The 19,950-nt window shown below is 68.2% G+C and carries 22 protein-coding genes, 1 tRNA gene and 3 pseudogenes; 8 read left to right on the top strand and 18 right to left on the bottom strand.

Going from position 1 to position 19,950, the window contains the following annotated elements; all coding sequences use genetic code 11:
* Positions 1–358 precede the first annotated feature (358 nt).
* From AB1673_13775 to AB1673_13765, 3 genes and pseudogenes are all read right to left on the bottom strand, one after another.
* Positions 359–1,106: pseudogene (locus AB1673_13775) on the bottom strand (aminoglycoside 3'-phosphotransferase).
* 270 nt (positions 1,107–1,376) lie between these two features.
* Positions 1,377–1,859 carry a VOC family protein gene (locus tag AB1673_13770; protein ID MEW6155032.1) on the bottom strand — a complete coding sequence of 161 codons (483 nt, stop codon included), beginning with the start codon at positions 1,857–1,859 and terminating at the stop codon, positions 1,377–1,379.
* 363 nt (positions 1,860–2,222) lie between these two features.
* A complete protein-coding gene (locus tag AB1673_13765) occupies positions 2,223–2,933 on the bottom strand; it encodes a class I SAM-dependent methyltransferase (protein ID MEW6155031.1) in 711 nt (236 codons plus the stop codon).
* A gap of 102 nt (positions 2,934–3,035) precedes the next feature.
* On the opposite strand from AB1673_13765, the gene AB1673_13760 reads away from it, so the two are divergent.
* Together AB1673_13760 and AB1673_13755 are read left to right on the top strand one after the other, a co-directional pair.
* A complete protein-coding gene (locus AB1673_13760) occupies positions 3,036–3,536 on the top strand; it encodes a DinB family protein (protein ID MEW6155030.1) in 501 nt (166 codons plus the stop codon).
* Positions 3,537–3,919: 383 nt separating this feature from the next.
* Positions 3,920–4,165 (top strand): annotated as a pseudogene (locus AB1673_13755) (DUF6444 domain-containing protein).
* A 126-nt stretch (positions 4,166–4,291) separates the two neighbouring features.
* Here the strand turns inward: AB1673_13755 and AB1673_13750 are convergent.
* Positions 4,292–4,417, bottom strand: a pseudogene (locus AB1673_13750) (phosphoribosylaminoimidazolesuccinocarboxamide synthase).
* A gap of 116 nt (positions 4,418–4,533) precedes the next feature.
* Here AB1673_13750 and AB1673_13745 point away from each other — a divergent pair.
* A complete protein-coding gene (locus tag AB1673_13745; protein MEW6155029.1) occupies positions 4,534–5,481 on the top strand; it encodes a hypothetical protein in 948 nt (315 codons plus the stop codon).
* Between the two features lie 819 nt (positions 5,482–6,300).
* Positions 6,301–6,828: a PH domain-containing protein gene (locus tag AB1673_13740; protein MEW6155028.1), complete on the top strand. Its 528-nt coding sequence runs from the start codon at positions 6,301–6,303 to the stop codon at positions 6,826–6,828.
* A 68-nt stretch (positions 6,829–6,896) separates the two neighbouring features.
* Here the strand turns inward: AB1673_13740 and AB1673_13735 are convergent, their stop codons facing one another.
* The gene (locus tag AB1673_13735; protein ID MEW6155027.1) at positions 6,897–7,541 is read right to left on the bottom strand and encodes a hypothetical protein; all 645 of its coding nucleotides are present in this window, start codon (positions 7,539–7,541) and stop codon (positions 6,897–6,899) included.
* A gap of 729 nt (positions 7,542–8,270) precedes the next feature.
* Between AB1673_13735 and istA the strand changes: the two genes are divergently transcribed.
* Both istA and istB read left to right on the top strand, forming a co-directional pair.
* Complete coding sequence (gene istA / locus AB1673_13730; GenBank protein MEW6155026.1) at positions 8,271–9,731, top strand: IS21 family transposase; 1,461 nt, start codon at positions 8,271–8,273, stop codon at positions 9,729–9,731.
* A complete protein-coding gene (gene istB, locus AB1673_13725) occupies positions 9,728–10,507 on the top strand; it encodes an IS21-like element helper ATPase IstB (GenBank protein ID MEW6155025.1) in 780 nt (259 codons plus the stop codon). Before istA ends, istB begins: the two co-directional genes overlap by 4 nt.
* Before the next feature lie 47 nt (positions 10,508–10,554).
* On the opposite strand, the gene AB1673_13720 is transcribed toward istB, so the two are convergent.
* Positions 10,555–10,647, bottom strand: a complete 93-nt coding sequence (locus AB1673_13720) for a type II toxin-antitoxin system VapB family antitoxin (protein MEW6155024.1) — start codon at positions 10,645–10,647, stop codon at positions 10,555–10,557.
* Between the two features lie 84 nt (positions 10,648–10,731).
* Between AB1673_13720 and AB1673_13715 the strand changes: the two genes are divergently transcribed.
* A tRNA-Arg gene (locus AB1673_13715) sits at positions 10,732–10,805 on the top strand.
* A gap of 558 nt (positions 10,806–11,363) precedes the next feature.
* Here the strand turns inward: AB1673_13715 and AB1673_13710 are convergent.
* The 8 genes from AB1673_13710 to AB1673_13675 all read right to left on the bottom strand — a co-directional run bounded on the left by AB1673_13710 (position 11,364) and on the right by AB1673_13675 (position 16,557).
* Positions 11,364–11,777, bottom strand: coding sequence for a PIN domain nuclease (locus AB1673_13710; protein MEW6155023.1), 414 nt, complete (start codon positions 11,775–11,777; stop codon positions 11,364–11,366).
* Complete coding sequence (locus tag AB1673_13705; GenBank protein MEW6155022.1) at positions 11,768–11,989, bottom strand: ribbon-helix-helix protein, CopG family; 222 nt, start codon at positions 11,987–11,989, stop codon at positions 11,768–11,770. Before AB1673_13705 ends, AB1673_13710 begins: the two co-directional genes overlap by 10 nt.
* A gap of 422 nt (positions 11,990–12,411) precedes the next feature.
* Positions 12,412–13,293, bottom strand: a complete 882-nt coding sequence (locus AB1673_13700; protein MEW6155021.1) for an aminoglycoside phosphotransferase family protein — start codon at positions 13,291–13,293, stop codon at positions 12,412–12,414.
* A 335-nt stretch (positions 13,294–13,628) separates the two neighbouring features.
* Positions 13,629–14,210: a DUF402 domain-containing protein gene (locus AB1673_13695; GenBank protein MEW6155020.1), complete on the bottom strand. Its 582-nt coding sequence runs from the start codon at positions 14,208–14,210 to the stop codon at positions 13,629–13,631.
* 370 nt (positions 14,211–14,580) lie between these two features.
* Positions 14,581–15,039, bottom strand: coding sequence for a PIN domain nuclease (locus AB1673_13690; GenBank protein MEW6155019.1), 459 nt, complete (start codon positions 15,037–15,039; stop codon positions 14,581–14,583).
* Positions 15,039–15,248: a type II toxin-antitoxin system VapB family antitoxin gene (locus tag AB1673_13685; GenBank protein MEW6155018.1), complete on the bottom strand. Its 210-nt coding sequence runs from the start codon at positions 15,246–15,248 to the stop codon at positions 15,039–15,041. The genes AB1673_13690 and AB1673_13685 overlap by 1 nt, the downstream gene beginning before the upstream one ends.
* 99 nt (positions 15,249–15,347) lie before the next feature.
* A complete protein-coding gene (locus AB1673_13680) occupies positions 15,348–16,001 on the bottom strand; it encodes a hypothetical protein (protein ID MEW6155017.1) in 654 nt (217 codons plus the stop codon).
* A gap of 31 nt (positions 16,002–16,032) precedes the next feature.
* Positions 16,033–16,557, bottom strand: a complete 525-nt coding sequence (locus AB1673_13675; protein MEW6155016.1) for an isoprenylcysteine carboxylmethyltransferase family protein — start codon at positions 16,555–16,557, stop codon at positions 16,033–16,035.
* A 118-nt stretch (positions 16,558–16,675) separates the two neighbouring features.
* On the opposite strand from AB1673_13675, the gene AB1673_13670 reads away from it, so the two are divergent.
* Positions 16,676–16,945, top strand: a complete 270-nt coding sequence (locus AB1673_13670) for a hypothetical protein (protein MEW6155015.1) — start codon at positions 16,676–16,678, stop codon at positions 16,943–16,945.
* A gap of 19 nt (positions 16,946–16,964) precedes the next feature.
* Here the strand turns inward: AB1673_13670 and AB1673_13665 are convergent, their stop codons facing one another.
* The 4 genes from AB1673_13665 to AB1673_13650 form a co-directional block, all read right to left on the bottom strand.
* Positions 16,965–17,723 (bottom strand): ABC transporter ATP-binding protein, encoded by a 759-nt coding sequence (locus AB1673_13665; GenBank protein ID MEW6155014.1) that lies wholly within the window; start codon positions 17,721–17,723, stop codon positions 16,965–16,967.
* Complete coding sequence (locus AB1673_13660; GenBank protein MEW6155013.1) at positions 17,720–18,601, bottom strand: ABC transporter permease; 882 nt, start codon at positions 18,599–18,601, stop codon at positions 17,720–17,722. Before AB1673_13660 ends, AB1673_13665 begins: the two co-directional genes overlap by 4 nt.
* 4 nt (positions 18,602–18,605) lie before the next feature.
* Positions 18,606–19,430: an ABC transporter substrate-binding protein gene (locus AB1673_13655; protein ID MEW6155012.1), complete on the bottom strand. Its 825-nt coding sequence runs from the start codon at positions 19,428–19,430 to the stop codon at positions 18,606–18,608.
* A 261-nt stretch (positions 19,431–19,691) separates the two neighbouring features.
* Positions 19,692–19,940, bottom strand: a complete 249-nt coding sequence (locus AB1673_13650; GenBank protein ID MEW6155011.1) for a phosphopantetheine-binding protein — start codon at positions 19,938–19,940, stop codon at positions 19,692–19,694.
* Between the last annotated feature and the right edge of the window lie 10 nt (positions 19,941–19,950).

Raw genomic sequence — 19,950 nt, 5'->3', positions numbered from 1 at the left:
CGGAGGAGGCATTCACACTTCCGAGGCACGACCCGTTCGCCGCCCTCAGTCAAGCCTCTCGCCTCCCCCCGAACCAGCCGGGGCCTCCATGCAACCCCGTGGACCCGAGTGTCCGCCAGGACCCGAATCTGCTCACATGTTCTGGGGGGCCTTCCCCCGACCTCCGCTGAGGACCGTCTACGACCGTGGTCCCATCACTGGCGAAAGGGTGGTCCCATGCTGCTGGCGAAACTCACCTCAAAGTGGTCCCATGCAGTTGGCGGGCGACACCCGAGGCCAGCCGGGATTATCGGCGCCCAGGAGGCAGTGCCGCCGATCAGGCGTCGTGTTCCCCGGTGGTCACGTCTGAGGCTGCGGGTCACGGATCAAGGTCCCACAGCACTCGGTAGTAGCGGCCCCGGGTCGGCCTCGATCCCGTAGGCGTCGAGCACTGACTGCTCCCAGCCCGGCCCGTAGCTCCATGTCGTGCTCAAGGTGGCGATGGCGAGGTCCGCCCAGCGGTCGGCGATTCCCATGCTGCCGAAATCCACATGTCCCGACCAGTTCCCGCGGTCGTCGATGAGGGTGTTCGGTGCGCAAGTGTCGCCGTGACATACGACGAGCTTGTCGACGGCGGGGATGTCCCGGACGAGGCCAAGCGCCGCTCGGAGGTCGAGCGGTCGGTGCGGCTCATCCCACTCGGCAGGGTCGATTCGTCCGGTCTCTGCTCGCTCGTGCGCGTCGGCGAACGTTCGGCCGCCGACCACGAGAAGGGGCACAAGTCCACGGGGAGTGTGTCGTGCAAGGCCCGGAGAGGCCCTCACCAATCGCTCTGGTGGCGGAGGCCGGATCGCCGACCCGACGCTTCGCCACCGCGTTCTCGCCGGCGAGGGGCAACGTCACCATCCAGGAACCATCATCATCCGATCCAGCATCGACGACCACCGGGACCCGGACGAACTGTACTGCCCAGTCGAGCCGAGTCGCCTCAGCCGCCAGGTCGACGCTGTCGGCGGGTGACACTTCACGAACCGCCGTCCATAGCCCTCGCCGTACTCGCACGTGACCCCACCGACGCCGTTGCGCCAGACCACCCGAGCCGGCCGGCCACAGGCCAACACGAGCACCTAGGCGGGGATGGCGACATCGGTTGCGCCGGACGCGGATTCCACGATCGCCGCCTTGCACGCAACGGCCCCAATCCGCCAGCCGCCATACGGGACAGTTGCAATCAGGCGCGCACCAGCGCCTCGCCCGACGACGCCCGCTGCCGAGCAGCTCATCGCCGCGCCGAAGACGTCTATCCGCCGGCAACTTCGTGCTCCTGGCCCGCTACACACAGCCCGTGTGGCCCTGTTCAGAGCCCTCAACCTCCCCACGGCCGGGGGGTCGCCCGGTCAGCCCAGGACTTCCCCGAACCGGATCAGGTTGTTGTTGCAGTCGAGGAGCGGGAACTCCCGGATCCCCCATGGCTGGTCGACCAGCTCTCCCATGCGGGCGATGCTTTTGCCGGCGTCCCACCTGGCTCGGAGCTCGTCACGAAGGCGCTCGGCGGGCCGCAGCTCCGAGCGCGGCAGGGCCACGAGCGGCACCGCCGCGGCGGCTAGGAACTCCTCATACAGCGCCGAGGCGTCGTTGAGGCGCACGAAGGCGATCCCGGCGCCGTTCCACGGGTCGAGGCCCGGGCTCGCTGTGAAGTGCAGCTCGATCGTGCCCCGGCGAACCATGGCGTAGTCGTTCTCCTCGTCGTGGCGGACGGTGAAACCGAACTGCTCGAAGAGGGCCAACGTCTCGGGGATGTCGCGGGCCGGCAGGACGGGGATCGAGGTCCCCTCGACGGCGCTCGGCGCCGCGGTCGGATCAGGCCCGGTGTGGGTCATGGGCGGTTCTCCTTGCTCGGTCGACGGTGCAGGAGCGTCCGGCCCGCGAAGCGCACTGAGGGCAGCGGTGTACGGCTCGCCTGTTGCCTCCATGCGGCCACGCACCAACCGCTTGAAGTCTCGCCGTCGAGTCATCTCTCACCCCGCTGATCCGCAACCTGCTCTCCAGCAGCACCTTGCAGCAGCAAAGGCCGGACGACTTCGACCCGAGGGGCTCCTCCCCCCTTCGCCCGGCGAGGCCCGGCTGGAGCGGGACCTCAAGGCTCGGCGTTGGGTGCGCCACTCGAAGGCTACCGCGCGACAAACCAAGCCAGGCGACGGACCGACTCAACCCCTGGAGAGGTGCGAGGCAGAGCTGCCCGCTCACCCCGTCGGGGCGACTCCGATGAACAGGCCCCGACCGATCAGGCCCACGGGGTCGTGCTCGACCGCGAGACCGGTCGACTGCATCGCCGCGCTGTACTCCTCGACCGTCCATAGGCCCATGACATGGGGTTCCATGAAGGTTTCGATGCCCTCGGGGCGGGCGACCGCGTAACGGAACTCGAACCGGCTGATGTTGCCGTCACGGGTGGACCGGCTCACACGGGCGACCGCGAGACCGGCCTCGTTGGCGGCGTCGGCGACGACGTGACCGTCGAACCACCGCTCTGGGTGAAACCAGGGTTCGACCACGAGGACCCCTCCGGGACTGAGATGCCGAGCCATCATCGTCATTGCGAGGTCGAGGTCCTCACGTCGCAGCATGTAGCCGATGGCCGAGAAGAGGCAGATGACCGCGTCGTAGCGACGTCCCAGGTCGAAGGTTCGCATGTCGCCGGCGTGAAGCTCCACATCAGGGAGACGGCTTCGGGCCACGTCGATCATGGATGACGCGAGTTCGACACCGCTGACGGAGAAGTGCCTCCTCAGGTGTAGGAGGTGGCTGCCAGTCCCGCACGCGACATCGAGAAGCGATGCCGCGCCTGGGTGACGCGCTCGCACTTCACGGGAGACTTGGGCGGCCTCGGCGGCGTAGCTCTTGCCCCGGGCGCGGTGGATCAGGTCGTACACATCTGCGCTGAGCTCGTACACCGGGCCAGGATGACGCACGTGGGCCTGTAGGCGCCGGCAATTCCCCGGGGCCTCCCCAAGCCGGTTACCCACTGCGACGGAAACCCCGTGCAATTGGGCGTCATGGCGCACGTGCACGGCGTTACGGTCGTGCTCGTGGTGCTACCGCAACCCTCGGACGATGAACGAGAACTGCTTCTTGCCTGGCTCCAATGCCTTCGGGAGGCGGTCCTCCGCAAGGCGGAGGGCCTGGATGAGACTCAGGTGAGATGGCGGCCCGATGGCAAGCTGATCTCCATCGCCGGCATCGTCAACCACCTCGCCCACCTCGAGTGGCGCTGGATCGACGGAGCGCTTCACGGTCAGGCGGTCTCAAGGAGTGAAGGCGAGTTCGTGGTTCCGACCGAGCGACCTTTTGCCGACGTGGCCGCCACGTATCGGGAAAGGGCCGATCGCACGGATCAAATCGTCCGCGCCGCTGATCTGGCTGACCCCTGCGACCATCCAAAGCACCCAGGGATCACCCTGAGATGGGTCCTCCTTCATCTCATCGAAGAGACAGCCCGGCATGCCGGTCATGCCGACGCGACTCGGGAGCTTCTCGACGGACGGACCGGAGTCTGAGCCTGCCACGAGCGCCGCGGCGTCCTCCCGCGGCCTGGCTAACCCGACTCGGAGTGGTGCACAGCCAGCGTTCTACGGGGCAGTCTTAGCCGCCCGCGAGGGCTGCACATCATGGGCGCATGTTCGGAATGGCCAAGGGCCGGGTGCGCGTCACGAATATCCGTCGTTCGGTTGACCGTGCCCGATGGCAGCGGATCAGGAGTTTCGCGATGCCTCAGAGTGGTCATCGTGGGAGGCTTTCCGACGTGGGGAACCAGTGGATCGGGCTCACAAGCGACTGCGATTGGGCGTAAGTGTTCAGGTCAGCGGGCGGCCTGACACGGATCTCTGAAGAATTCACCGTTGTAAGCAGGGTCGCGCGGGGTGGTCGCGAAGGTGTGCACATGTCACACGACGCGCCCTCGGCCTCCGGGCACGAGCAGCGCGTCGCCGAGCTGGAGGCCGTCGTGTCGGCGCAGGCCGAGACGATCGAGGCTCTTCTCCAGACCAACCAGCGCCTTGAGGAAAGGGTGGCGGACCTGGAGCGGCAGCTCCGCCAGAACTCCGGGAACTCGGGGAAGCCGCCCTCACGGGATGCCGCCGCCGAGCGCCAGCGCCAGGCCGAGCAGCGCCAGCAACGGGCCCAGGCCAAGGGCGGGGCGCAGCGCCGGCGATCTGTATCTGTCGAGCCGATGGAGCCGATCGCGGGAACCGTCGATCCGTTACCGTGCCCGGCTCCGGTGCCAGCGGTGATCAGTCTCGGACCCCGCTCGGTCTCACGCCCCGCCCGGCACGCCGGGCCAGTCGGCGAAGCGCAGGCCCGTGAGGCGCTCGTACGCGGTCACGTAGCGCTCGCGGGAGGCAGCGATGACCTCGGCTGGCAGCGCCGGAGGTGGCGGCGTCTGACCCGAAGGTTGTCCCATGCCGCTGGCGAAAGGGTGGTCCCTTCTCGCTGGCGGGCGACAGACATCCCCGGAATGCAGGCCCTTACCTCATGAGGCGTGGCTATGGTGGTTTCGTGTCGACGAGCCTCGCTGTGCACACACTGCAGCTGGCCACAGAGTTGCTGGATGATATCGAACTCTCCCGTTTCCCGATATCGGCGCTAGTGCTTAAGGCGGCTCGCCTCGCTCGGCTAGTGGGAGACAGCACATCTCAGCAATGGCTCGAGATGGAACTCCATGGCTACTACGACAGTGAACTCGGCCGTCGCTATATGAGCTTGACGGGGCGCTGGCTCGATGAGAAGGCCAAACAAGGATACTGGCAGGGGATCGTCGAGCTGGAGGCGCAAATCTCCGCTCACGAGTCCTTGCTCAGCGCATCTCAAGTAGCCAACCTGAGTGGCGACGGCTTAATTGGGGCGCTAGCGCAGGCGAGGCAGGCTCAAGCGAGGATCGCGACGGCTATCAGCAGGTTCACCGGCACACGGGCGAAGGTCCTGGCGCTGCTCCACCAATTCGCAGTGAGTCGCTTCTACGAGCTGGCGTTCAGCGCGAAACAGGCGGAGCTATTCGAGAGCGTCCGTCAACAGGTCGACGTACTGCTGTCACCGCTCAGCGGCGACACTCTCGCCAAGGTCGAGTCAATCTACCAGCGACTCTCCGAGGGTGACGAGGAGGCGGTCAGCCAGGCCTTGACAACTTGTCGGAGGCTTATAGATGCAGTAGCAGACGCGATCTACCCACCAACCAATCAAGCATTGGCCGTCAACGGGGAGGAGATCGCGCTCGGCGCGGCCAACACGAGAAACCGCCTGAACGCGTACATCCGCGAGAGGACGCAGAGCGACTCTCGTCGCAACAAGCTTCGGCGGACTCTTGCAGACTTGTATGATCGTGTCAGTGCCGGTGTGCATAGCGAAGTGTCGATTGACGAGGCACGGTTTCTATTCTTCAATTCCTACCTGTATCTGGGGGAAGTGTTGACGCTGGCCACAGTGACTGACGTTGGGGAGGTTGCATAGCGCCACCACGCGCCCGCTACCGTCCAGCGTCGCCTCGGTCGTTCGCACGGGGGACGGTTGATCGAGCGCGACGGTTGTGCCGAACTCGTGCGGATCGCGTGTGTCCCACCTACCCGGCGGTAGGTGACGGTTGGGAGGTTGATCGAGGTCTGTCGGTAGGGGGCAGGGGATACCCCGAGTCGCCTGCCAGAATGCCGACCCGCTGGTTCAGAAACGTGGTTCAGTGTGGTGCGTGACGACCGAGGCCGACGACCTGCCGGTTGCCTCGATTCGCCGCAGCGACGACCCCTGGTATCCCTTTCCTGCGGACGGCGGTCCGCTGCTGCTGTACGCCGGGCGGACGACGGCACGCTGGGCGAACGGCGTCCGCATCCAAGGCGAGTCCCAGGTTGTTTGGCGATGGATGCGAAGTCCGTACGCCCACCTCGGGTTCCGAGCACCGTCTAGGGCTTGGGCGGTTGATGGAACGGATCAAGATGATCCGGACTTCGACCTGCCGGTACGGCCGCCAACGCCGGCGATCGCCGCCGAGGTTTGGCCGTAGGTTGGCGCTGGCGGGACCCAGACAACCCAAACGTTCGGCCGGGCCGGCGGTGACACGATCACGATCGGGTGTCGGTACACCGAAGCAGCAGCAATCGGTGAGTGTTCTAACGTCTCGTCGAAGTCGAGCTGACTGCTGTGAATCTCGACCGGCTTGACGCGAGGGGCAAGACCACGCTCGATGAAGGGTGGCTGAAGCGGAGTCGCCCGAGTCGCGACGGTCTGCCCCTCTGTGCCAGACTTGAACGAAACAGATGGCGAAGGAGAGTCTGACTGATGGCCGAAACCCTCCGACCGGACATTGCCGCCGCCAGAAGCAAGATGCGCGCAAGGCTCGGTGGCGGCCGAGAGATTAAGCGACTCACCGAGCACCTTTGGGAGGGCGAAACGGTTGAGCGGATGACGACCGGTGCCTATGGTGCGGGAACAGGGCTGATTGTGCTCACTGATCGGCGACTCCTGTTTCTGCAAGATGGAGTCATCTCCAAGAGAAGCGAGGACTTTCCGCTCGAGAAAGTGTCGTCTGTCCAGTGGAGCACTGGCCTAGCGCTTGGGACGATCGCAATCTTCGCTAGTGGTAACAAGACTGAGCTCAAGAACGTGAACAAGGATGACGGTAAGGAGATGGTTGATGTCGTACGCGCTCGCGTCAGCGGGCCGAAGGCGGGGCCGCCAAGTGCAGCCGGTACGGCCCACCCGGACATCATCGGTCAGATCAAGCAGCTCGGTGAACTAAAGGAGGCAGGGGTTCTTAGCCAGGAGGAGTTCGAGGCCAAGAAGGCCGAATTACTGAGGCGATTGTAGGGCATCCCGTTCCGGGATACGTCAGGTGGCGTTATCGCACGCTCGGCTAGTGCCGAAGTAGAGCGCCTTCACTGAAAGACAGCGTAGAAGCTTCCGGCGTTCGTTCCGGGGTCCGGATAAGAGACTGCGGCGTCAGCATCGGCTCCACACGGAAGCTCTGCCATAACCGGCGTGCCTTTCACTGATGCACGGGAAGACGTCGACGACGTTACGTCGCTACCCTCGGCAGTCACTTGAGCGTTTATAGGGACGAAACCAAGGTCGAAGCAGTAGATTCTCCGCCCACTGGCGTCCAGCGCCGTCGTTACAGCAACGACATTCCTTGAACGCGCCGGATCAAGAACGCCGGCATGAACGTGGGCATATGCGGCCATGGCGGGCGGGCTCAGTGTGGTGGTCGTTGTCTGCGGAGGACTTGATGTTGTCGTCGTTGTCCATGGCATCAAGCGGGAACAATCGAGAAGCTTCTCGATCGAAGTGAGGATGTCTACGGTCTGGAACCCGCCGACCGTAGTCTGCAGCGACCGGAGACGCTCGCAAATATCCTCGTGCGCCACCGGATCGATCTGCGAAACAGCGACCTGCTCGTCGACATCGACATCCTGTGAGCCGGCCAACTGTGGCTGACCGATGAGTAACCAGGCGCAGACAGCTATCACCCACACCTTCCGTCGACGTCCGACTCGCGCCGCTTCGTCACCAGTTGTGCCCATGTCATCCCTCTCGTCTGACCGATCCCTGAAGTTATCCCGTCAGGTGGTCCGAGGTTCGACGCTCATGCGCCGCCAGGTGCGTTTGCGGCGCGCCTCGTAGGACTCGACTCCACCGCCGGGAGGTGGGGTGGGCCAGCATGGGCGGCGGCGTGTCAACAGCCAGCGCAGTTTGTGGGACGCCCAGACTACGGGCCAAACGCCCGTCCGATCGGACCAGAAGCCGCCCGGTAACCGGCGTACGGTGGCAGCAGGGCCGCCCGAGATCGCTTCGCCGTCCGCCCGTCGTGGTTACCGCGCGTTACCTCGCGCTGCACAGGTGCCGAAGCCGGGTGGGTGGACCGCCTGCGATCGCTACTCCGCACGAATAGCACGAGGATGGGGGAAGGTCGCCGTAATCCCGACCGAGCGGATGGACGACACGCGACCGCTCGGCCGGTCTGCTCTGTCGCGTTCCAGCAACTCGGGAAACCTGCGGGTAGTCATGGCCCGTCGGGTTACCGGCTCCGGCTGGCGAGCCTCTACAATTGAGTTAGGAGTTCCGATTCGAGACCGAGACGAACGATGGGGCTGTGTCCGTGGCCATGAGAAAGTCCCCACTTATGGCCAGCTGAGGTCCCCGCTGGTGGCCACCAGAAGTCCCCACCCCTCGCTGAGCATCCACCCGTGAAGTCCCCCGGCCGGTGACGGTGGCGGTGTCTACCCAACACCGAACCGACCGAGGGACGCCCCATGAAATCAGTGAGGGAACGCATGGACATGAACGCCGCCTACCGAGAGGTGGGCTCCTACCGGGCCGCAGCCAAGCTCTGCGGCACCACCCCCAAGACCGTGAGGCGGGCCGTTGCCGCCGCCGAAGCCGAAGCCACCGGCCCGGCGCCGGCCGTGGCCCACAACTACGACACCGTCGCCGACATCGTGGCCGAGCGGGTGGCGAAGACGAACGGGCTGATCTCGGCCAAGCGCCTGCTCCCGACCGCCCGGGCCGCCGGCTACGACGGCTCGGCCCGCAACTTCCGCCGCCTGGTGGCCATCACCAAGAAGGCCTGGCGCGCCGACCACCACCGGGGCCGTCGTCCCGGCGTGTGGGCGCCGGGCGACATGCTGGTTATCGACTGGGGCCAGATCGGGTCGCTGTCGGTGTTCTGCGCCGTGCTGGCCTGGAGCCGGGCCCGCTTCGTCTGCTTCGCCGACAACCAGCGCTCCGAGACCACCCTGGCCGCCTTGGCCTCCTGTTTCGAGGCCCTGGGCGGCGTGCCGAAGACCGTGCTCAGCGACCGTATGGGCTGTCTCAAGGGCGGCACCGTGGCCGGGGTGGTGGTGCCGACGGCCGACTACGTCCGCTTCGCCAACCATTACTCCTTCCGCCCTGATTTCTGTGAGGGCGCCGATCCCGAATCGAAAGGGCTGGCCGAGAACCTGGTCGGTTACGTGAAGTCCGACCTCATGGTCCCCGAGGCGCTGTCGGTCGACGACCTGGCCAAGGCCAACGCCGCCGGGCGGGCGTGGGCCGCCGAGGTGAACGCCGCGCAGCACTCGGAGATCTGCGCCGTCCCCGCCGAGCGCCTGCTCGTCGAGGCGCCGCTATTGCGGGAGCTGCCGTCGCTGCGGGCCCGCATCGGCAAGCTGGTGGTTCGAAAGGTCGACCGCCTCAGCTGCGTGCGGTTCGGCTCGGCCCGCTACTCGGTGCCGACCCGCCACATCGGCAAGCAGGTGGAGGTCCGCGTCGCCGACGGCGAGGTCCAGGTCGTCCTCCTGGGCGCCGTGGTGGCTACCCACCGCCTCGTCGCCCCTGGTGAGGCGTCGGTGGACGACGACCACTACGGCGGCCCGCGACCTGCACCGCAGCGGCCGGTGCGGCCCAAGACGCCGGCCGAGAAGGCGTTCTGCGCCCTGGGGCCGGTGGCGGAGTCCTTCATCAAGGCCGCCGCCGCCTCGGGCATCACCTCTCTGGCCGGCGACCTCGACGAGCTGGCCGGGATGGAGGCCGCCCACGGCAAGGCGGCGCTGCTCGCCGCCCTGGAGCGCGCTGTCGCCTTCGGGCGCTTCCGGGCTCATGACGTGCGCTCCATCCTGGCCGCCGGCGCCGGCGTGGCCCGGCCCACGGCGCCGGGCGAGGCCCTGGTGCTGGCCCTGCCCAGCGTTCCCACTCGGCCGCTGAGCGACTACGCCATCGGCGAGGAGCGGCCATGAGCGCCGCCCCGCCGGCACTGCCGGCCGACCTCGACGCCGGGTTCCGCCGGCTGCGCCTGGGTGCCATGCGCCGGCTGTCCGCCGAGCTGCTGGTCACGGCCAAGACCCAGCGCTGGTCGCCGGAGGAGTTCCTGCGCACCCTGATCGACGCCGAGGTCGCCTCCCGGGACGCCTCCAACGCCCGTGAGCGCCTGCGCCAGGCCGCCTTCCCGGTGACCAAGACGCTGGATGAGTTCGACGTCGCCACGTCGTCGGTGAAGCCGGCCACCTTCGAGTACCTGTCGAGCCTCGAGTGGGTCAGGGCCAAGGAGAACCTTTGTCTCGTGGGGCCGCCGGGGACGGGGAAGAGCCACCTGCTCGTGGGCCTGGGCCACCATGCCGTCGAGTCCGGCCTGCGGGTCCGCTACTTCACCGCCGCCGAGCTGGTCGAGACCCTCTACCGGGGCATGGCCGACAATTCCGTCGGCCGGGTCATCGAGTCGATCCTGCGCGCCGACCTGGTGCTGATCGACGAGATCGGCTTCGCCCCGCTGGACTCCACCGGCGCCCAGCTGTTCTTCCGCCTCGTCGCCGGCGCCTACGAACGCCGGTCCCTGGGCATCGGCTCGCACTGGCCGTTCGAGGACTGGGGCCGCTTCCTGCCCGAGCACACCACCGCCGTCAGTCTCCTCGATCGCCTGCTCCACCACGCCGTCGTCGTGGTCACCGAAGGAGAGTCGTTCCGCATGAAGGACGCCCGATCGAAGGGAGGACGCCCAGGGCCGAAGAACCTCTGACCACACCCCGAGGGGTGGGGACTTCTGGTGGCCACCACCGGGGACTTTCACTTGGCCATTGACATGGTCGAACGCCCGAGCGCCCGCTTGGCACGCGCCAGCAATTCCTCGTCGATCTCGATCGTCGTGCGTTTCGCCATACATGCATGCTATCGACCATAGATGTACATACACAGCGGCCTGGTGCCCCAGAGCGCCGGCCGATAGACGTAGCCTTCTCGTAAGCCCCTGTAGCTCAGCTGGATAGAGCGGCTGCCTTCTAAGCAGCGGGTCGCAGGTTCGAGTCCTGCCGGGGGCGCACCCAAAACCGCGGGTCAGCGGGGGTACGCGCGTGAAGGGCCTGGAGCCTGGACCACGGATCCGCAACAATGCCGCCGCCACCGCCTGGTACTGCTGCTCAAGGTCGCCGTCGGCCAGCAGCCGCTCGAGGATGCGCTGCGCACCGAGGGCGTCTCGTTCCACATCGTGGACTCGATACCCTGACAAGCGACCGAGCGACCGTCCCGCAGCCGGCGTTCGGGGATGCGCTCGAGGGCCCTTGGCGCCCGAGCGTTATGGGAGCCGGCGTCGTCATCCCCGCCGGTCCGCGCCCCTCCGGAAGCGGATTACCGGACTGTCATGCTGTCACTGGCAAGCCTCGGGAGGGCGTGCTGCCCCAGAGAAACGTTCGAGGCCTGCGGGCGGGCGTCGAGCCATTCTTGGGGGCGGCTCGGGAGGGAGATTCGTGACCGCTTTCGACGTGAGACCAGCGGGGCGCATTCCCCACGGCGGCGTGCCAGTTGTCCACCGGCCTGGCTGACCACCAGGGTTGAGCGCCGCTGGGCCCCAGCGGTTGAGGTGGACCCGCCCGACACCTTCACCTGAGCCGCAGGCGCTCGACCGGCTGGCTTGTGATGTCGGCGATCAGCTCGTAGTCCTGATCGACGTGGAGAACAGTGAGTTGTGCGAGCTCGGCGGTCGCAGCGTTCAGGAGATCCGGGATGGAGGGCGCCCGGTGCTGGCCCCGGTCAGCCAGCGCGGCCTGAACTGCCACGGCGCGGTCCTCGATCGAGGGCGTCAGATGCTCGATCGGCATGGCCGCCAGGGGCGGCCGTCCGGCGCTGACTCGCAGCTCCTCGGCCGACCGGGCCGAGAACCCGACCTCGAGCCGAGTCACAGTCGTGATCCGCACCAGACCTCGCTCGATCCTTGCTGCCCACTCTTCGGCATCGTCGCTGTGAGCCAGGCGGACCAGAGCGGATTTGTCAATCAGCCACGCCGTCACCGCCACGCTTGGCCCATGATCTCCGGGTCGTCGAGGTCAGCGAAGGTGTGAGCGAAGCGGGCCAGGTCATCGACCGTCACACCAGCGTGATCGTCGGTGCGCTCGCGCGACAACGCACGCCTCAGGTACTCGGCTCGAGAGAGCCCGGCCCGCTGCGCCTTCGCGTCGATCGCGGCGACAACGTCGTCGGGGACGTCTCGGATGAGGATGTCCGGCATGCTGCACCTCCGTGATATCCAATGATAGCACCACGGTGGAGGGGTCTCGCAGGCGCACCCGAAGGAGTCCCCGGTGCCGTGCCCCCGAACACCGGCATAACAGCGGCTGCGTTCCGTCGCCCAAGGATGACTCCGCTGGCGACGGCGGGTCGTCCTTGCAGCGATCGGGTTGCTTCGACGAAGCTCTCGACCGTGTTCCCACTGCCGTGCAGCGCGAGCACGAGTGGCATCAGAGGATCGTCGGGGAGCCCCTCAGGAACGAAGAGCCGGTACGTCCGAGCGCGCCCTTCGCTCATCAGCGTGTGCAACGTGACGCGGGCAACGGAGGTGCAGAAGACGATCTCGTCGAAGACGAGGCGCACGCCGTGGAGCCAGCAAGGACGTCACCACAATGACGGTGTGCCAACTTGCCGTGAACCGCCTCAACACATCACGCTTTCAATCGCGGCGATGTTCCACCGAGCGGAGCCATCGAGCCCGCGGGCACGGCACCATAGGGCCCACTCCGCACACCGCGCCGCGACGACGCATCTCAGCACCTCCATGTCGACACCCGTTGACGCGGCCACCGAGCGCACACGGCTTCGAAGGGCGCCGTCCAATGGATCTCCGAAGTGTAGGAGAACCTGCGCGAGGTCATACGTGCGGTCACCGAGGAACGGCTTCGGGTCAATCAGCCGCCACTGACCTCCACCCATCATCAAAATGTTACGCGGATGACAATCGCCATGGAGGAGGTCGACCGCGGAAGAGGAGACAAGATACTCCCAGCCGGCCACCGCGGCTCCTCGTACACCGCTCAGCGCCGGTTCCCTACCGATGCCTTCTAGCGTCGTAGGTGCTCTGCCGGCCAAGGAATCCACTTGGGCTCCGCTCGCACCGTGCATCCACACCTGTGAGAGAAGGGTCGTCGCCACCTGAATGGCACGCTTGCTACTCATGGTCTCGGCGGTAGCGTCGCGCCTACAGCGCTCGATGAGGAGCGCACCGAGTTCGTCGTCGTGGTCGATGAGCCGTACCATGCCGTCGCCATTGCAGAGTCGCAGAGCCTGAGCCTCTTCGGAAATGGCCTGTCGGGAATGTCCGAGCTTCAACACAGCCGGTGACTCGCCGAGTGCAAGGCTCACCGGTGCCACCCACGCTGAGGCGCCTCCCGGGACATAGGGCTGGCCGACCACCAGGCGCCAGCGCGTCGAGGCGCGACCGATGAGGTGAGGTAACTGCTCAAGCCAGACGTGATGCGTGCCATCCAGCGAGGCCCGCAACCTCGGTGGTACCGCGATTTCGCCCGGTGGTCGAGTCATGGCCCCCAAGACGACGCGCCGTGATCGATGCGCCCAGGTCTCGTGGGGTGTCTCACACGTCGCAACCCTACCTGGCGTCGATGAAGGCCGGCGGCTGACACCGATGCGGCTGCGATCGCGTCCATCCTGAACGCCTTTGTCTCGACGACGACGATCGAATGGACCGACACACCCCAAACCGTGGACGGCATCAGTGGCCCGCTTGCCCGAAATCGGGGCGAAGTTCGGACGGTGGCAAGACCTCGTGTTGCTGCAATTCCTGGTCGACCACCGAACGGCGCCGGACGACCGCTGACCCGCGGCGGAGCACTCGGTTGCCGGCCATCGCACGATCGCTAACAGACCTCACTCTCAGGGTCGAGGTCGCTCAGTTCGACGGTCAGGGGGAAGGCGTCGAGGGCGATCGCCTCTTGCAGCCGGTCCCACCCAACGGCGTCGAAGAGCACGTCCCCATGGCGAAGCCGGTCGTGGAGGTCAGACGCCGTTGCTCGGCCGGCGCGAGCCTCGTCGGGGGTGATGTGTCCGGCAGCACATCCATCGGCGAATTCGGCCTCGTCGAACACCCCTAGGGTCGACGCACGGCGGTACAGGTCGAGCTCGAGGTCGTCGAAGTGCCATTCCCCGTCTACGTGGACGGGCGGCGTGCACACGTCGATGGCGACCCGTTGGCCGAGTTCGTCGATCGTCCACGTCCCGAACCACCATCCGTCGTTCGGTGCGAGGTGAAGGACGTGGAGGCCCGGCTCCTCGGGGACTCCCACGTAGCTGCACGCGATCTCGCCGTCGCATGTCCCTCGCACGATGGAGCCTTGAGGCGTGAAGAGCCACGTTCCGAAGCGGTCTTCGCCGAGTACGTAGGCACGCCAGACCATTACGCCCTCGGGCCGCTTTCGCTTGCGAATGCGAACCACCTCCACCCGTCGAAGCGTAGGGCGGGATCCCCGGAGGTGAGCCGGCGTTCCCTCACCACGCTCCGATATCGGGTCCGGGTCGTGCAGTCTCAGGCCCCGGCCGGTCGGGGGCCGGAGCCGGGTCGGGCGCAGGTGGCGAGGCTCGGCCTCGTCGGGGAGGAGGGCAGCCTCGATCTCGGCTTGGCGGGAGCGGAGGCGTGGAGGCGGTCGTCGTGGGGGAACGGGCAACGAGGCGGGCCTTGGCCGCAGCGGACTCGCGATTGGCACGGCCGAGGTCGGTGCGGGTCTGTGGGCTCGAGGCCCGCTGGAGGTCGGAACTAGGCGAGATGATCGCAGAGGCGTCCCACGTCGACGCGTCAGTTGCCGGGCCGTTCGTTCAATTCGGCCCAGAGGACCCGGCGTTCGGCGACGCCCGGCGCGCCCCAGCGATGAGGTATGAGGCCTGGTCCATCTCTATGTCGACCACCTTGGCGACGCGGTTCATGTCGGCGTCGTGGGCGAGGAGGATGGCCTCGGTGCGCAGCGCCACCGCGGCGATCATGCAGTCGGTCAGTCCTCGAGGGATGACGCCCTCCCGCCGGCAGCGGCGATAGATGCGTGCCGCCCCGTGGAAGTCGGCGGCCACGTCGAAGCGGAGCAACTCGAACCGCAGGAGCAACCGACGGAGGTCCGCCTCTCGTTGCTCGGTCCGAGCTCCGGCCAACACCTCCATGACGACGGGGTCGGTGACGGCGAGGGGACCATCCTCGGCGATCAGTTCGGAGAGGCGGATGTCGACCGGGCTGCCCGTTGCCCGGTCGTACTCGACCCACGCCGAGGTGTCGGCGAGGATCATCAGCTCTCCGTTGGCCGGGCGTCCTCCGGGATCTCGACGATGGCGTGGGCGCCGCGCATGGCCAACGCCTCGTCACGGTTCATGGGCTGGCCGGCCAGGTGTCGCAGGGCGAGATCGACCGCCTCGGTCTTGGTGTGGACGCCGAAGCGGTCCATGACCGCCCTGAGGTAGTCGTCCTCGATCTCGATGTTCGTCCGGACCCGGGCCATACACTGATCCTACACGCCAGGTGCCCAACAGGTGTACGTGCCAAAGTGTCCCAGAACCCCGAGGCCGCTGATGGCGGGGTCGGGGCCCTGGTCGCGGCCCTAGCGGTCGGAGAGGTCTTCGTGGCGGTTGTGGGCGTCGCGGTCGGGCTCGTCCCACGCCCGGCGGAGGTCCTCGAAGACGCCCTCGTCGTTGGTCTCGCTCTCGTTGGTCACGTTACCCACAGGAGAACCGGCAGCGGTCACGACGTCGACCCTCACAGGCTCCTCGGCCACCAGAGCTTCACGGACCTCGGGCCGGGTGTCGCCCACCCGTAGAGCCGGGCCCCGCTCGGCGGCCAAGGGGGCACCTGCCCCCTTCTCGGCTTCGCCCCCGATGATGAACCCCACGGTGGCCCCGAAGGCCGACCCCAGCAGGACCACGGCCAGCAGGCGCCCCCACAAGGGCAGGGGGCCCCACGGCAGGAAAGCAAAGGGCAGGGCGATCAGGATCCCCAGGGCGATGGCGACGGGCGACACCACCAACATGCCCTTGACGGCCCGCTTGGTGAGAAGGAACCCGGCCTGGGGGCTGAACCAGCTCCGTTCGAGCTCGTCGCGCATCTCGCCCCGCAAGGCCGCCTCCTTGTCGGCGTGACCGTTCATGTGGATCAGCTCCTCGGGCACCCCGAGGTCGCGCACCCGCCGGGCGGCCGCGTCGGCCCTCTCCTGGCTGCTGAACACTCCTACGAGCTCCTGGCGCTGCTGGTCAGCCACCTTCGCACCTCCCTTGCGGTACGCCGTTCACCTACCCGCGGCCCGCTCCGGGCAATCGCGGGAAGGACCGGCGCAGGCGGAAGCCGAGGGGCAGGAACCGGGGCGTCCGCTCGGCGTAGTCGACGTAACCGGGGTAGGTGCGGGCCAGGGCAGCCTCCTCGAACCGGGCCTTGGCCCACAGCAGTGCCGTCAGGGCGGCGGCCAGGGCCAGCGAGCCGTAGGCCGCCGCCCCCACGGCCCACGACCAACCCAGGGCCAGCAAGCCGGTGTAGATCGGGTGGCGGCTGAGCCGGTAGAGGCCGCCGGTCCTGAGCCGCCCGTGGGCCACCGGCAGGGGCAGGGCGGTTGCCGATCGGCCCAGCGAGACCAGGCCCAGCACCAGCCACAGGGCACCGGCCACCCCGGCGTAGTCGGCCGCCCGCTGCAGCCATCGCGGCGGCCGGAAGTCGGGGGCCGGGGACCACACGAGCAGAGCGACGAGGATGGCGAACTGGGCGGCCACCAGGGCCCACGCCCGGGCCGCCTCGCCCCGGTTGGCGCTCAGATGCAGGCCCACGACCACCTCCCCGGGGACATTGTCCCCGCCGGCCCGGCCCCCCGCGGAACATAAGCTCGGGGATGTGCATTGAATAGTTCGGCTGGCCCCGCCCGACGCCACCCGAAGGAGAGCGCCCATGGAAGACCCGATCGGTAGCGCCAGCGCCGACGGCCTCGACGACCCGCTGTGCGAGGTGTGTGCCCGCCCGGTAGCCGCGGGCACCGCCCCCAAGCGGGTCGGAGCCTGCGAGTTCCCCTTCCACGTGCACGACGACTGCCTCGAACAGCTCGGGCCGCTGGCCGCGGAGATCACCGAGATGTGCAAGCTGGCCGAGGACCAGCCCGACGGCCTGCTCTGGCTCGGCTCGTGGGACCCCTTGGACAAGAGCGAGTCGAGCACGGGCTGAAGCCAGGCGCCCCTGGGCGCTAAGCCTCGAGTACCTGGGACAGCACCTGGGCCTTGAGGGCCACGAACGCCGGCTCTGACAGGGTCTGGCGCCCCCGGGGGAAGGCCAGTTCGACGGCCGTCTCCTCCACCACCCGGGCCGGGCGGTGCGACAGGCGCACCAGGCGGTGACCCAGCAGGAGGGCCTCCTCCACGTCGTGGGTGACCAGCACGGTGGCCGCCCCCCGCCGGGCCAGCAGCTCGACGAGCCACTCCTGCATGCGCAGTCGGGTCTGGGCGTCGAGGGCCCCGAACGGTTCGTCGAGCAGCAGCACGGGCGGGTCGGCGGCCAGTACCTGGGCGATGGCCGCCCGCTGGCGCATGCCCCCCGAGAGCTGGCGGGGCAACAGGTGGCCCGAACCCTCCAGGCCGGTGGCCGCCAGCAGGGAGGACGCCAGGGCCGCGGGCCCGGGCTGCCGCAGCGCCCGCGGGCCCCACTCCAGGTTGGCCCGCAGGTCGAGCCAGGGGAACAGCGTCGCCCCCTGCACGACCATGGGGCGCAGGGGCGACGGGCCCCGCACGGCTTGACCCGCCTGCTCCACGTGGCCGGCGTCGGGTGGCTCGAGGCCGGCCAGCAGGCGCATCAACGTCGACTTGCCGCACCCGCTGGGCCCCAGCACGGCCACCACCTCTCCGGCCCGCACCTCCAAGTCGATGCCCGACAGGACCGGGAGGCGGCCGTAGCTCTTGACCAGTCCCCGGGCGGCCAGCGCGGGCGCCGGAGCGGAGGGGTCGTTCAACCGTCGGCCCACCGCACGAGGGGACGGGTGACGGTCCGCAGCAGCAGGTCGCCGGCCAGGCCGATGACGGCGAAGGCGGCCATGCCCACCAGGATCTGGTCGAGGCGGCCCACCTCCCGGGCCGCGAACATCATGGCGCCCAGGCCCCTGCTGGTACCCGTGAGCTCGCCCACGATCACGCTCATCCACCCCAGGGTCAGCCCCAGGCGCAGGCCGGTGATGATCCCCGGCAAGGCCGAGGGGATGTACACCCGCCGGGCCAAGGCCACCCGGGGGGTGCCGAGCATGCGGGCCGTGTCGACCAGGGAACGGGGCACGCGGGCCACCGAGTCGGCCGTGGCGATGACGATGGGCGACACCGCGCCCACGAAGACCAGGTAGCGGGCCGCCCCTTCCCCCAGGCCGAACCAGACGAGCGAGATGGGCAGCCAGGCGGTTATGGGCACCGAGCGGAAGGCCTGGAACAGGGGGTCGAGGGCAGCCGCCACCCACCGCGACAGGCCCAGGCAAAGGCCCAGGGGGACCCCCACCGCGATGGCCAGCGAGTAGGCCACCACCCACCGGCCGAGGCTGGCCGGCAGGTGGAGGGACGCCCCGCCCCGGAACGGGACCACCCCCGGGATCGTGGCCCGCCGAGGGCCGAACAGGAACTCGCGGGCACTGTTGACCACCTCTCCGGGCGGTGGGAGCAGGCGGGGCGAGAGGTGGCCGGTGACAGCCGCCAGCCACCACGCCAGCACCAGCACGGCGGGCACAGCCGCACCGGCGGCCGCCCGCCGCCAACCGCTCAGGCGGTTGCGGGTCTCGGGGGCGTGGCTGGGCAGCAGTTCGTCGGCGAGGTCCAGCTCCCCTCCGGCCCGGGCCTCGCGTACCGCCACCGGCTTAGCTCGCCGGCTGGTAGTCGAGCAGCAGGAGGTCGTCGATCCTGGGCTTGGACGTGATGGCGCCCTGGGCCAGCATGAGCTCGGCCGCCCCCTCGAACTGGGCCCTGCGGCGGTCGTCGAAGCGCCATTCGGCCCCGACGTTGTCGAGCGCCGCGGTGTAGATCGCCTCGGAGTACTCGAACTGGTCGACGAGCAGCTTGCGCCACTCCTCCCGGTCGTTGACGCCCCCGGGAGTGAGCAGTTCGGCCGCGTCACGCTGCATCCGGGCCACGGCCGTGAGCAGGTCGGCGTCGCCCAGGTGCTTGGGGGCGGCCCATATGGCGGTGTTGAAGTCGCCCGCAGGGGTGTCGTAGATGTCGGCGATGCGCACCCCGAAACCGGCGACCACGCTCTGGGTGCACGGGGGCTCGGTGCCCACGTAGGCGTCGATGTCGCCCCGTTCGAGGGCGCCGTGGTGCTCGGCGTAGCCGAGGGGCACGGCCGTGACGTCGCGATCGAGCTGGAGCCCGACCTTGGCCAAGGCGGCGGTGATGGTCAGGGTCTGGATCCCGGGGGACGGAATACCCACCCTCTTGCCCCGCAGGTCGGCCGCCGTTCGTATGCCGCGGTCGGCCCGCGCGATGAGACCGTTCCCCTGGCGCGAGCACATGCCGATGATGCGCGACCGGAGGCCGGTGGTGGATGCCTCGATCAGCGTGTTGTAGTAACCCATCAACCCGAAGTCGAGATCGCCGTTGGCCAGCGCCCGGCTGATGTCCCCTGCGCCGGTGAAGATGACCGGCCTCACGCTCAGGCCCGGGGGGGCGAACCGGTCCCAGAACAGGGGCGAGGAGGCATGGTTGCGGGCGTAGACGGCGGTGGTGATCGTCAGGCCGCCGAAGTCACGGAGCGCCGTGCCCGCGCCCGTGCCCGAGGCGGTCGTCGGAGTGGTGGTCGCCTGCTCACCGTCGTCGCCACAGGCCGCCAGGGCCAGGGCAGCCGCGCCTCCGGCGGCGAGGCCGAAGAAGCGACGGCGCGAGATGTCGTCCAGGTTCAGGGCTACCTCCCATCAAGATTGGTTGATGAGCGTAGCCCGGCGGGTGGTTCAGTCGCGGTCGGCCAGTGCCTTCTCCACGAGGCCCGCGACCAGGCCGGGGGTAGCCATCTCCTCGGGCTCGGCGTCCTCTGGGAGACGCACGTCGAAGGCGTCCTCGATCATCAGCGACAGCTCGACCCGCTCGAGCGAGTCGGCCCCCAGTTCGTCCCACGTCGAACTAGGGGAGATCTCCGCCGGGTCGAGGCCGAGAGCCTCGGCGGCCACGGCCGCCAGTCGTTGCCACACCTGGTCGTCCACGGGCGGGCAC

It is taken from the genome of Actinomycetota bacterium, assembly GCA_040754375.1.
Taxonomy (GTDB): domain Bacteria; phylum Actinomycetota; class Acidimicrobiia; order Acidimicrobiales; family AC-14; genus JBFMCT01.
This window is presented reverse-complemented; position numbering and strand designations above follow the sequence as displayed.

Bases quoted from the DNA above. Each gene is read 5' to 3' on its own strand.
- AB1673_13770 (MEW6155032.1), bottom strand. From the start codon at position 1,859: ATGACCCACACCGGGCCTGATCCGACCGCGGCGCCGAGCGCCGTCGAG.
- AB1673_13760 (MEW6155030.1), top strand. From the start codon at position 3,036: ATGGCGCACGTGCACGGCGTTACGGTCGTGCTCGTGGTGCTACCGCAA.
- AB1673_13740 (MEW6155028.1), top strand. From the start codon at position 6,301: ATGGCCGAAACCCTCCGACCGGACATTGCCGCCGCCAGAAGCAAGATG.
- AB1673_13735 (MEW6155027.1), bottom strand. From the start codon at position 7,541: ATGGGCACAACTGGTGACGAAGCGGCGCGAGTCGGACGTCGACGGAAG.
- istA (MEW6155026.1), top strand. From the start codon at position 8,271: ATGAAATCAGTGAGGGAACGCATGGACATGAACGCCGCCTACCGAGAG.
- istB (MEW6155025.1), top strand. From the start codon at position 9,728: ATGAGCGCCGCCCCGCCGGCACTGCCGGCCGACCTCGACGCCGGGTTC.
- AB1673_13720 (MEW6155024.1), bottom strand. From the start codon at position 10,647: ATGGCGAAACGCACGACGATCGAGATCGACGAGGAATTGCTGGCGCGT.
- AB1673_13705 (MEW6155022.1), bottom strand. From the start codon at position 11,989: ATGCCGGACATCCTCATCCGAGACGTCCCCGACGACGTTGTCGCCGCG.
- AB1673_13700 (MEW6155021.1), bottom strand. From the start codon at position 13,293: ATGACTCGACCACCGGGCGAAATCGCGGTACCACCGAGGTTGCGGGCC.
- AB1673_13690 (MEW6155019.1), bottom strand. From the start codon at position 15,039: ATGATCCTCGCCGACACCTCGGCGTGGGTCGAGTACGACCGGGCAACG.
- AB1673_13685 (MEW6155018.1), bottom strand. From the start codon at position 15,248: ATGGCCCGGGTCCGGACGAACATCGAGATCGAGGACGACTACCTCAGG.
- AB1673_13670 (MEW6155015.1), top strand. From the start codon at position 16,676: ATGGAAGACCCGATCGGTAGCGCCAGCGCCGACGGCCTCGACGACCCG.